This window comes from Staphylococcus sp. CoH_129_LAB_1, assembly GCF_058191515.1.
This window is the reverse complement of the sequence record NZ_JBXWKZ010000024.1, coordinates 25570-37045: the sequence shown is the minus strand read 5'-3', so window position 1 is coordinate 37045 and position 11476 is coordinate 25570. Positions and strand designations below refer to the sequence as shown.

The window sequence follows — 11476 nt, the reverse complement described above, 5'->3', positions numbered from 1 at the left end:
CCGAACACAGAAGTTAAGCTCCTTAGCGCCGATGGTAGTTGGACTGACGTTCCGCTAGAGTAGGACGTTGCCAGGCAATTCATCATATGGATGCGATGAGCCGATATTGAGACCGCGAGGTCTCTTTTTTTATGCCGAAAAATTAATAATAAAAATTGAGTATAAGAAGTAAAGTATAATCATTCTTTAAATTCACTTAATTATCTATTAAAATAATAAGATATTTAAGAGTATATGAGGAGCGAATTTAATTGAAATTACCTATTACTCAAAAACTTAATGAGTTAATTCGTCATCAAGCTATTTCATTACACGTGCCCGGACATAAAAATATGACTATTGGTTATTTAGATTTATTATCTTTAAAAATGGATATGACTGAAATTACAGGATTAGATGATTTACATCATCCGGAAGATATTATCTTAGAAAGTATGAAGAGCATTAATAAACATCCTAATTATGATGCTTATTATTTAGTTAATGGTACAACTTCAGGTATTTTATCAGTAATACAAGCATTTACTCACATAAAAGGACGTTATTTAATTAGTCGTAATGTACATAAATCGGTTTTTAATGCTTTAGATTTAACCCAACAATCAGCAGATATTTTGCCAATGTATAGAAGTGATAAAAGTTACCAATATTTAGCGCCTTTTATAGATACTAATATACTACAACACCAAAAACTCTCTATAGTTACTTATCCAAGTTATTACGGGGAGTGCTTCGATATCACTCAATGTGTTAAACAATTTCACGATTACAACATACCTATCTTGGTTGATGAAGCTCATGGCGCCCATTTTAATTTGAAACATTTTCCTAAGTCAGCCTTAGAATCAGGAGCTGATTATGTTGTTCAGTCTTATCACAAAACTTTGCCTGCACTTACTATGGGATCAGTGTTATTTATTCATAAAAATGCACCATTGAAAGATGAGATTATTAAATATTTAGGTGCTTTTCAAACTTCTAGCCCATCTTATTTAGTAATGTCGAGTATTGAATTGGCACATCAATTTTATAATTCCTATGATAGTGGCATCTTTTTTGACAAAAGAAAGCAATTTATTGAAACATTAAAGCAACATCATTTTGAAGTTGTTGAAGTTGAAGATCCATTAAAGCTAATTGTTCGAGCCGAAGGGTATACGGGTTATGAGATACAGCAATATTTTGAAAAAGAGCATATTTATATCGAATTAGCCGATGATTATCAAATACTCATTGTTTTACCATTATGGCATCTTGATGATAGATATCCTTTCAAAGCGTTACTGCATAGAATAAAAAATATAAAATTACCTAAAAAAACTAAAAAAATGTTAGAGCCAGTTTTATTGCCACTAGGAAAAAGTGTTTATGTATCAAAATATATTAATGATACATATTGGGTAGATGTTGATAAATCACAAGATAAATTATTGGCTCATCATATTGTTCCTTATCCTCCTGGAATTCCTGTTTTTTGGAAAGGAGAAAAAGTGACTAAAAATATGATAAAATTGATGCAATATTACCTTTCACATAGTGTACGTGTTGAAGGTATTAAAAACTATAAAATATTAGTTAAGGATGAATAATATGGCTGCATTTATAACGTTTGAAGGACCTGAAGGTTCAGGTAAAACTACAGTATTAAATCGGATTACTAAGTTGTTATCTGAAAATTATAATGTTATTTCTACCCGAGAACCAGGTGGAGTGCCTACGGGGGAAGAAATACGTAATATCTTATTAGAAGGTGAAAATATTGATATACGTACCGAAGCATTGTTATTTGCAGCATCTAGAAGAGAACATTTGGTTGAAAAGGTGATACCAGCTTTAAAAAATAATAAAGTTGTCTTATGTGATCGATATATTGATAGCTCTTTAGCATATCAAGGGTATGCGCGGGGTATAGGTATAGAAGAAGTAAAAAAAATAAATGAATTTGCAATTAATGGACTTTATCCAGATTTAACTATTTACTTTGATATCGACGCTGAAGTAGGTAGGGAACGTATACTTAAAAATCAAAGAACCCAGAATCGATTAGATAAAGAAGCATTACATTTCCATGAAAAAGTGATTGAAGGATATCAAACATTAATCCAAACAAATTCTGAGCGTTTTAAAGTAGTTGATGCAACACGAAGCATTGAAACAGTAGTAAATGATACGTATGAGATAATCTTAAGTTACTTAAAAACTTATGATATAATAACATGAAGAGGTGCATTAAAATGAAAATGATTATAGCGATCGTTCAAGATCAAGATAGTCAAGAACTTTCAGACCAACTCGTAAAAAATAATTTTAGAGCTACAAAATTGGCAACAACTGGTGGTTTTTTAAGAGCAGGTAATACAACGTTTTTATGTGGCGTGGATGATGATCGTGTTGATGAAGCTTTAACAGTCATTGATAATACTTGTGGTAATAGGGATCAATTAGTTTCACCTATGACACCAATGGGTGGTAGTGCAGATTCTTACATACCTTACCCTGTTGAAGTTGAAGTTGGAGGCGCTACAGTATTTGTAATGCCAGTAGAAGAATTCCACAGATTCTAAATCTTAATTTAACAATCAAATAAAGTTGTAAAAGATAATTATCAAAGAGCCTGAAACATATTTTTATGTTATCGGCTCTTTATCATATACATAATGATTAACTGCTAAATTATGAATACGATTGAGAAATTTAACGATATAATTTTAAAATGAATTACGAATAGGGAGTATGCAAATATGGAGGAATTACAAAAGTTAGCTAATGCTTTTCATTCGAATAAATTATCACATGCCTATTTATTTGAAGGTGATGATGCACAATCAATGAAGCATGTAGCAATGGAATTTGCACAACTTATTCTTTGTAATGGAAATGAGCAATGTGAATTGAAACTACGCAATTTTAATCATCCCGATTTTACATATACATCTTCTGAAGAATCCACTATAAAAAAAGAACAAATTGAACAACTTGTACGTCAAATGAACCAATTACCCATTGAAGGTACACATAAAGTTTATGTTATAGAGGACTTTGAAAAGTTAACTGTTCAAGGTGAGAATAGTATCTTAAAATTTTTAGAGGAGCCTCCAGAGAATACGATTGCAATTTTAATTTCTACTAAACCAGAACAAATATTAAATACTATTCATTCTAGATGTCAACATATGTATTTTAAACCTAGTGATAAATCGCAATTTATCGATAAGCTTGTTGATAATGATATTAATCGGATGATTGCTGAAATGTTAAGTTCATATACAACACAAATTGAGGTAGCCAAAGACCTTAATGAAGAGTATGATTTAATTGAATTAAGAAAAGTAATTGTTCATTGGTGCGAATTATTATTAACAAATAGACCAATGGCCTTAATTGGAATTATAGACGTGTTAAAAAATGCTAAAAATCGAAAACTACAACTTCTTACTTTATCTGTTATCAATGCTTTTTTCGAAAATATTATGCATGCTAAAGTTGGAATTGAGGATGATTACATTTTTACTGATCTCAAACCACTAATTAAGGAATACACAACACGATTAACGCTTAATCAAATTATATTAATGTACGATCAAATTACTGAAGCACATAAAAAACTGATACAGAATGTGAATCCGATGCTCGTATTTGAACAAATTGTAATTAAAGGTGTGAGTTAAATGCCAAATGTAGTAGGTGTGCAATTTCAAAAAGCAGGTAAATTGGAATATTATGCACCGAATGATTTAAAATTAGACAGTGAAGACTGGGTCGTAGTCGAATCTAAACGTGGCATTGAAATAGGTATAGTAAAGTTAGCATCAAAATATGTAAATGATGAAGATGTGACATTACCATTAAAAGAAATTCTACGTATTGCAACTGAAGAAGATATACAACAATATAATCAAAATGAAGAAGATGCAGAGCAAGCACTAATCTTATGTAAACAGTTAGTGAAAAATCAAGAATTAGATATGCGCTTAGTCAATTGTGAGTATACTTTAGATAAATCGAAAGTTATTTTTAATTTTACTGCTGATGATCGTATCGATTTTAGAAAGTTAGTGAAAGTATTAGCTCAAAATTTAAAAACACGTATTGAACTCAGACAAATTGGCGTTCGTGATGAAGCAAAACTATTAGGTGGAATTGGACCATGTGGACGTTCATTATGTTGTTCAACATTTTTAGGAGATTTTCAACCGGTATCTATCAAAATGGCAAAAGATCAAAATCTATCATTAAATCCAACTAAAATTTCTGGTGCATGTGGGCGTTTAATGTGTTGTCTTAAGTATGAAAATGATTATTATGAAGAAGCTCGTGCACAATTACCAGATGTAGGCGATGAAATTCATACACCTGAAGGTACAGGACAAGTTGTAGGATTGAATATATTAGATATCTCGATGCAAGTAAAGATTGATGGTTTAGAACAACCTTTAGAATATAAAATGGAAGAATTAGCTACATTTAATTAAGGAGAGTGTCTTTCTTTTGAATCGCAATGATTTATTTGAAAAAATCGTAAAATTAGAAAGTAACGTTAATGTATTAACTCAAGAGATGACTGAACTTAAATCTTTAGCTATTCAATTGATAGAAGAAAATGTAACGTTACAAGTAGAGAACGATAATTTAAAAGCGCTAATGGCTAAAAGTGAACAAGATGTTGAATCAACAAAAATAAATAGTGAAAATCAACATAATAAAAAAACAAATAAAAATGACTTCAAAAGCGCAATTAAAAATGTTAAAAAACCTTTACCAAGCAAAGATAATTTAGCTGTATTGTATAGTGAAGGTTTTCATATATGTAATGGAGAATTATTTGGTAAACATCGTTACGGTGAGGATTGTTTATTATGTATGAATGTTTTAAACAGTTAAACCCATATAGACTACGGATGGTATAATTTTAATTTTAGGAGAGATGAATTTCAACACAATAAAAATTCTAAATGTTGTGTTGTGATCCATCTCTTTTTTAGGAGATAACATACATGTTGAAAGAACAAGAAAGATTAGATGATTTGATTAAGGAGAACTTAAAAATTATTCAAAATGATGAGGTGTTTTCGTTTTCTACCGATGCGCTTTTATTAGCACATTTTACTAAAGTACGAAAAAATGATAGCATTCTAGACTTATGTGCTGGGAATGGTGTTATTGCTTTATTATTATCAGTAAAAGGCCAACAAAAAATAGAAAGTATTGAAATTCAAGCACAATTGGCAGATATGGCTCAACGTAGCTTTAAATATAATCAATTAGAAGAGCGTTTATCCATGTATAATATGGATTTAAAAGATGTGTATCAAACGTTTAAACCCTCTCAATTTACATTAGTAACTTGTAACCCACCTTACTTTAAACGTAATCAACTTCATCAACATCAGAAAGAAGCGCATAAAATAGCACGACATGAAATTATGTGTAGTTTAGAAGACTGCATGCTTGCAGCACGACATTTATTAAAACAAGGGGGACGTCTAGTTATGGTTCATCGTGCTGAACGACTCATGGATGTGTTAACTGAAATGAGACATGCTAATATCGAACCTAAACGTGTTGTATTTATTTATAGTAAGTATGGTAAATCAGCAGTCACAATTGTCGTTGAAGGAAGAAAAAATGGTAATCAAGGTTTAGAGATTGCACCGCCATTTTATATCTATGATGAAAATGGTGAATATAGTGAGCAAATGAAAGAGGTCTATTATGGGTAGTCACTTTGTATATATTGTGCGTTGTAGTGATAACAGTTTATATACCGGGTATACTAATAATATTGAGGAACGTATAAATAAACACAATGCTGGGAAAGGCGCTAAATATACAAAAATAAGACGCCCGGTAGTGTTAGTATATCAAGAAATGTATGAGACAAAATCAGAAGCTTTACGTAGAGAATATGAAATTAAAACATTTACAAGACAGAGAAAATTAAAATTAATTGGGGAGGGATAATATGGCAACTTTATATTTAGTAGGGACACCCATAGGTAATTTAGGTGATATTACATTTCGAGCAATAGAAACATTAAAACATGTAGATATCATTGCCTGTGAAGATACGAGAGTAACTAAAAAGTTATGTAATCACTATGATATTACCACTCCATTAAAATCATATCATGAACATAATAAGGAACGGCAGACAGACTACTTAATACAATTGCTTATGGAAGAAAATAATATTGCACTTGTATCAGATGCAGGTTTACCATTAATTAGCGACCCAGGATATGAACTTGTTGTTGAAGCGCATAAACATAACATTGATGTAGAAACAATTCCAGGCCCCAATGCAGGATTAACTGCATTAATGGCAAGTGGTTTACCTTCATTTACTTATACTTTTTTAGGCTTCTTGCCACGAAAAGAAAAGGAAAAAGTGAATATTTTAACTCAACGTATGTATCAAGATAGTACTTTAATCGTTTATGAGTCTCCTTTTAGAGTAATTGACACGCTAAAAGCTATTATTAAAGTAGATTCAAGAAGACGTGTAGCTATAGGTCGCGAACTTACTAAAAAATTTGAACAAATTGTTATGCATGAAGCATCACAATTATTAGAAGCAATTGAAAATCAAGAAATTCCACAAAAGGGTGAATTTGTGATTTTAATTGAAGGCTCTAAAGCTCAAGAAACCACACAATGGTTTGAAAATATAACGGTTATAGATCATGTTAATCATTATATTGAGACTCAAAATTTAAAGTCTAAGAAAGCAATAAAAGTAGTAGCAGAAGAACGACAGATGAAAACAAGTGAGGTTTATGATATTTATCATAATATTCAATCATAGATTTGATAAAAACTTGCATCATAATGATAGAAAAATACCATAAAATATTAATTTGTGATAATGTTAATAAGATACGACAAAGTATATTCTATATGGGTTATAATGAATAAGATAGAAATTTTATGGCGCTATATCGTCACAAAGGTTATATTAAAATTTCATTAGAAAATAATTATAAATTTAGATAGAATTTAAAGTGAATTAGTCATTAAGACATGAACGAAAGGGAGGACTATTGATGGCGAAAGAAACATTTTATATTACAACCCCTATTTATTACCCTAGTGGTAATCTACATATCGGTCACGCATATTCTACAGTTGCTGGTGACGTGATTGCACGATATAAACGTATGCAAGGATATGATGTTCGTTACCTTACAGGTACAGACGAACATGGTCAAAAAATCCAAGAAAAAGCACAAAAAGCAGGGAAAACAGAATTAGAGTATCTAGATGAAATGATTGCTGGAATCAAACGCTTATGGGCTAAATTGGAAATTTCTAATGATGATTTTATTAGAACTACAGAAGAACGTCATAAACAAGTGGTAGAAAAAGTATTTGAACGCTTATTAAAACAAGGTGATATTTATCTTGGTGAATATGAGGGATGGTATTCTGTTCCTGATGAAACGTATTATACTGAATCCCAACTTGTTGACCCGATTTACGAGAATGGTAAAATTGCAGGCGGTAAAAGTCCAGATTCTGGGCATGAAGTTGAATTAGTGAAAGAAGAAAGTTATTTCTTCAATATTAATAAATATACAGACCGTTTATTAGAATTCTATGATGCTAATCCTGATTTTATTCAACCACCATCTAGAAAAAATGAAATGATTAACAATTTTATTAAACCAGGGTTAGAAGATTTAGCGGTTTCACGTACGTCATTTGATTGGGGTGTAAGAGTTCCATCTAACCCTAAACATGTAGTTTATGTATGGATTGACGCTTTAGTAAACTATATTTCATCTCTTGGCTATTTATCAGATGATGATTCATTATTTAAAAAATATTGGCCAGCAGATGTACACTTAATGGCAAAAGAAATTGTTCGTTTCCATTCTATTATCTGGCCTATCTTACTTATGGCTCTAGATTTACCTTTACCGAATAAAGTATTTGCGCATGGATGGATTTTAATGAAAGACGGAAAAATGAGTAAATCTAAAGGTAACGTGGTAGATCCTAATGTCCTAATTGATCGTTATGGCTTAGATGCTACACGCTATTACTTAATGCGTGAATTACCATTTGGCTCTGATGGAGTATTTACTCCAGAGGCGTTTGTTGAACGTACTAACTTCGATTTAGCAAATGATTTAGGTAACTTAGTTAACCGTACGATTTCTATGATTAATAAATATTTCCAAGGAGAATTACCTGCATACCAAGGTCCAAAACACGAATTGGATGAAGATATGGAAGCATTAGCACTTGAAACAGTGAAGAATTTCCATGACAATATGGAAAGTTTCCAATTCTCAGTAGCATTATCTACAGTTTGGAAATTAATAAGTAGAACAAATAAATATATTGATGAAACAACTCCATGGGTTTTAGCTAAGGATGAAAGTAAAAAAGATATGTTAGCAAATGTAATGGCCCACTTAGTTGAAAATATTCGTTTCGCAACTGTATTATTGCGTCCATTCTTAACACATGCGCCTAAAGAAATATTTAAACAATTGAATATCAACAATCCAGATTTATATGAATTATCAAGTTTAGAACAATATGGTGCATTACAAGAACCAATTATGGTTATTGAAAAGCCTTCTCCGATCTTCCCAAGATTAGATTCAGAAGATGAAATTGCATTTATTAAAGAATCAATGCAACCACCTAAATCTAATAAGGATGATAAAAAAGAAGAGTCAATTAAATCACAAATTGATATTAAAGACTTTGATAAAGTGGAAATTAAAGCTGCAACTATTACTGATGCAGAAAATGTACCGAAATCGGATAAATTGTTAAAAATACAAGTTGATTTAGGCTCAGAACAACGTCAAATTGTTTCAGGTATTGCGAAATTTTACCGTCCAGAAGATATTATTGGTAAGAAAGTAGCAGTTGTAACTAATCTTAAGCCAGCAAAATTAATGGGGCAAAAATCTGAAGGTATGATATTATCAGCCGAAAAAGATAAAGTATTAACGTTAGTAAGCTTACCAAGCGCAATTCCAAATGGTGCAATTATAAAATAAATATAGCCGTTAGGAGAGATAAAATGTTAATCGATACACATGTTCATTTAAATGACGAACAATATGATGAAGACTTAAGTGAAGTGATATCTCGTGCAAGAGAAGCGGGCGTTGACCGTATGTTTGTCGTAGGGTTTGATACTAAGACAATTGAACGTACTATGAAACTTATTGATGAATATGACTTCATTTATGGTATTATCGGTTGGCATCCTGTAGATGCGATAGATTTTACTGAAGAACGTTTAGAATGGATTGAGTCATTAGCCCAGCATCCTAAAATTATAGGTATTGGAGAAATGGGATTAGATTATCATTGGGATAAATCGCCAGCTGATATTCAAAAAGAAGTATTTAGAAAGCAAATTGCTTTAGCTAAACGTGTTAAGTTACCCATTGTAATTCACAATCGTGAAGCAACTCAAGACTGTGTAGATATCTTAATGGAAGAGCATGCGGAAGAAGTTGGAGGCATTATGCATAGTTTCAGTGCATCACCTGAAATTGCAGATGTCATTATTAATAAACTCAATTTTTATGTTTCATTAGGCGGACCAGTAACATTCAAAAATGCTAAACAGCCTAAAGAGGTAGCTAAACATGTTCCAATGGATCGTTTATTAGTTGAAACAGACGCACCTTATTTATCTCCGCATCCTTATAGAGGAAAGCGTAATGAACCTGAACGTGTCACGCTTGTTGCACAACAAATTGCAGACTTACGTGATATGACATACGAAGAGGTATGCCGTCAAACTACAGAAAATGCAGAAAGATTATTTAACTTAAATCAATAATCCTCAGTATGAGAAAGATGCAAATCATAATCTATCGTAATGCTATCTAATAGTGGTTGACGATAATATGTGCATCTTTCTCATTTTTTATAATATAACCGTTATAATAGAAATGACATTAAGTGAAAGGTAATGGTAAATGAATATGAAAATAAATGAATTTATCGTTGTCGAAGGTAGAGATGACACAGAGCGAGTTAAATCAGCTGTAGAATGTGATACGATTGAAACAAATGGAAGCGCCATTAATAGAGAGACGTTAGCAGTGATTCAGAAGGCGCAAGAAACAAGAGGCGTGATTGTATTAACAGATCCTGATTTTCCAGGTGATAGAATTAGAAATATCATTACTGAACATGTACCAAGAGTCAAACATGCCTATGTTGATCGTGATAAAGCGAAAAATAAACGTGGGAAAATTGGGATAGAACATACACATCCTGAAGATATAAAAAGAGCTTTAATGCATGTGAGTTCTCCTTTTGAAGAAGGAGAGGAGTCGATAGATAAAAGTGTATTAATTGATTTGGGTTTAATTATTGGTAAAGATGCGAGACGTAAGAGAGAAATATTAGGACGTAAATTGCATATTGGACACTCAAATGGTAAACAATTACTAAAAAAATTAAATGCTTTTGGTTATACTGAAGAAGATGTACGACGTGCATTATCAATGAATAAGGAGAATAAGTAAAGATGGATAGAAAAGATATAGCTACACCTTCTAGAACAAGAGAACTATTAAATCAGTTTGGCTTTAACTTTAAGAAAAGCTTAGGTCAAAATTTCTTGGTAGATGTTAATATTATTCATAAAATCATTGATGCAAGTCATATTGATAAGTCGACAGGTGTTATTGAAGTGGGTCCTGGTATGGGGTCATTAACTGAACAATTGGCTAAAAGTGCTAAAAAAGTGTTGTCATTTGAAATCGATCAACGTTTAATTCCAGTTTTAAAAGAAACACTTCATCCTTATGACAATGTAACAATTATAAATGAAGATATATTAAAAGCTGATATAGTTACTGCAGTGAACACGTATTTAAATGAGTGCGATAAAATCATGGTAGTAGCAAATTTACCTTACTATATTACGACTCCGATTTTACTTAATTTAATGCAACAAGATATCCCTATTGATGGTTATGTAGTGATGATGCAAAAAGAGGTTGGAGAGCGTTTGAATGCAAAAGTAGGTACAAAAGCATATGGATCTTTATCTATTGTGACTCAATATTACACAGAAACGAGTAAAGTACTCACTGTCCCTAAATCAGTGTTTATGCCACCACCTAATGTTGACTCTATTGTTGTAAAGTTGATGCAAAGAGAAAAACCACTTGTTTCAGTAGATGATGAACAAGCTTTCTTTAAACTTTCAAAAGCCGCTTTCGCTCAAAGACGTAAAACAATTAATAATAACTATCAGAATTTCTTTAAAGATGGTAAAAAATATAAATTACAAATTCAGCAGTGGTTAGAAAATGCAGATATTGATCCTAAACGCCGCGGAGAAACGCTTTCTATACAAGATTTTGCACGATTGTATGAAGAAAAGAAAAAATTCCCAGAATTAGAAAATTAAATTGTTGACAAAGTGCTATTACATTGATAAAATTTAAATTTTATTTGACATATTACTCTAAAATATGATATT

13 protein-coding genes are annotated in these 11476 nt (G+C 31.5%); all 13 read left to right on the top strand.

Features of this window, described 5'->3' with window-relative positions:
• Positions 1-251 precede the first annotated feature (251 nt).
• The 13 genes from AC2FB1_RS08075 (at position 252) to rsmA (ending at position 11404) form a co-directional block, all read left to right on the top strand.
• On the top strand, positions 252-1589 hold the full coding sequence (locus AC2FB1_RS08075; protein WP_490674740.1) for an Orn/Lys/Arg family decarboxylase: 1338 nt from the start codon (positions 252-254) through the stop codon (positions 1587-1589).
• A gap of 1 nt (position 1590) precedes the next feature.
• On the top strand, positions 1591-2220 hold the full coding sequence (gene tmk / locus AC2FB1_RS08070) for a dTMP kinase (protein ID WP_490674739.1): 630 nt from the start codon (positions 1591-1593) through the stop codon (positions 2218-2220).
• A 14-nt stretch (positions 2221-2234) separates the two neighbouring features.
• The gene (darA, locus tag AC2FB1_RS08065; protein ID WP_490674738.1) at positions 2235-2564 is read left to right on the top strand and encodes a cyclic di-AMP receptor DarA; all 330 of its coding nucleotides are present in this window, start codon (positions 2235-2237) and stop codon (positions 2562-2564) included.
• 177 nt (positions 2565-2741) lie between these two features.
• The gene (locus AC2FB1_RS08060; RefSeq protein ID WP_490674737.1) at positions 2742-3668 is read left to right on the top strand and encodes a DNA polymerase III delta subunit-related protein; all 927 of its coding nucleotides are present in this window, start codon (positions 2742-2744) and stop codon (positions 3666-3668) included.
• On the top strand, positions 3669-4472 hold the full coding sequence (locus AC2FB1_RS08055; protein WP_490674736.1) for a PSP1 domain-containing protein: 804 nt from the start codon (positions 3669-3671) through the stop codon (positions 4470-4472).
• Positions 4473-4488: 16 nt separating this feature from the next.
• Positions 4489-4881: a DNA replication initiation control protein YabA gene (gene yabA / locus AC2FB1_RS08050; RefSeq protein ID WP_490674735.1), complete on the top strand. Its 393-nt coding sequence runs from the start codon at positions 4489-4491 to the stop codon at positions 4879-4881.
• A gap of 113 nt (positions 4882-4994) precedes the next feature.
• The gene (locus AC2FB1_RS08045) at positions 4995-5720 is read left to right on the top strand and encodes a tRNA1(Val) (adenine(37)-N6)-methyltransferase (RefSeq protein ID WP_490674734.1); all 726 of its coding nucleotides are present in this window, start codon (positions 4995-4997) and stop codon (positions 5718-5720) included.
• Entirely contained in the window at positions 5713-5961 is a 249-nt protein-coding gene (locus tag AC2FB1_RS08040; RefSeq protein WP_490674733.1) for a GIY-YIG nuclease family protein, read from the top strand. Before AC2FB1_RS08045 ends, AC2FB1_RS08040 begins: the two co-directional genes overlap by 8 nt.
• A 1-nt stretch (position 5962) precedes the next feature.
• Entirely contained in the window at positions 5963-6805 is an 843-nt protein-coding gene (gene rsmI, locus AC2FB1_RS08035) for a 16S rRNA (cytidine(1402)-2'-O)-methyltransferase (protein WP_490674732.1), read from the top strand.
• A 238-nt stretch (positions 6806-7043) separates the two neighbouring features.
• Positions 7044-9020 (top strand): methionine--tRNA ligase, encoded by a 1977-nt coding sequence (metG, locus tag AC2FB1_RS08030; protein WP_490674731.1) that lies wholly within the window; start codon positions 7044-7046, stop codon positions 9018-9020.
• Between the two features lie 23 nt (positions 9021-9043).
• Positions 9044-9817: a TatD family hydrolase gene (locus tag AC2FB1_RS08025; RefSeq protein WP_490674730.1), complete on the top strand. Its 774-nt coding sequence runs from the start codon at positions 9044-9046 to the stop codon at positions 9815-9817.
• Positions 9818-9962: 145 nt separating this feature from the next.
• A complete protein-coding gene (gene rnmV / locus AC2FB1_RS08020) occupies positions 9963-10511 on the top strand; it encodes a ribonuclease M5 (protein ID WP_490674729.1) in 549 nt (182 codons plus the stop codon).
• A gap of 2 nt (positions 10512-10513) precedes the next feature.
• Complete coding sequence (rsmA, locus tag AC2FB1_RS08015) at positions 10514-11404, top strand: 16S rRNA (adenine(1518)-N(6)/adenine(1519)-N(6))-dimethyltransferase RsmA (protein WP_490674728.1); 891 nt, start codon at positions 10514-10516, stop codon at positions 11402-11404.
• Positions 11405-11476: the final 72 nt, after the last annotated feature.

Excerpts from the sequence above, each read along its gene's own strand:
- rsmI (WP_490674732.1), top strand. The coding sequence starts at position 5,963 with ATGGCAACTTTATATTTAGTAGGGACACCCATAGGTAATTTAGGTGAT.
- tmk (WP_490674739.1), top strand. The coding sequence starts at position 1,591 with ATGGCTGCATTTATAACGTTTGAAGGACCTGAAGGTTCAGGTAAAACT.
- rnmV (WP_490674729.1), top strand. The coding sequence starts at position 9,963 with ATGAAAATAAATGAATTTATCGTTGTCGAAGGTAGAGATGACACAGAG.
- AC2FB1_RS08040 (WP_490674733.1), top strand. The coding sequence starts at position 5,713 with ATGGGTAGTCACTTTGTATATATTGTGCGTTGTAGTGATAACAGTTTA.
- AC2FB1_RS08025 (WP_490674730.1), top strand. The coding sequence starts at position 9,044 with ATGTTAATCGATACACATGTTCATTTAAATGACGAACAATATGATGAA.
- AC2FB1_RS08045 (WP_490674734.1), top strand. The coding sequence starts at position 4,995 with ATGTTGAAAGAACAAGAAAGATTAGATGATTTGATTAAGGAGAACTTA.
- rsmA (WP_490674728.1), top strand. The coding sequence starts at position 10,514 with ATGGATAGAAAAGATATAGCTACACCTTCTAGAACAAGAGAACTATTA.
- metG (WP_490674731.1), top strand. The coding sequence starts at position 7,044 with ATGGCGAAAGAAACATTTTATATTACAACCCCTATTTATTACCCTAGT.
- darA (WP_490674738.1), top strand. The coding sequence starts at position 2,235 with ATGAAAATGATTATAGCGATCGTTCAAGATCAAGATAGTCAAGAACTT.
- AC2FB1_RS08060 (WP_490674737.1), top strand. The coding sequence starts at position 2,742 with ATGGAGGAATTACAAAAGTTAGCTAATGCTTTTCATTCGAATAAATTA.
- AC2FB1_RS08055 (WP_490674736.1), top strand. The coding sequence starts at position 3,669 with ATGCCAAATGTAGTAGGTGTGCAATTTCAAAAAGCAGGTAAATTGGAA.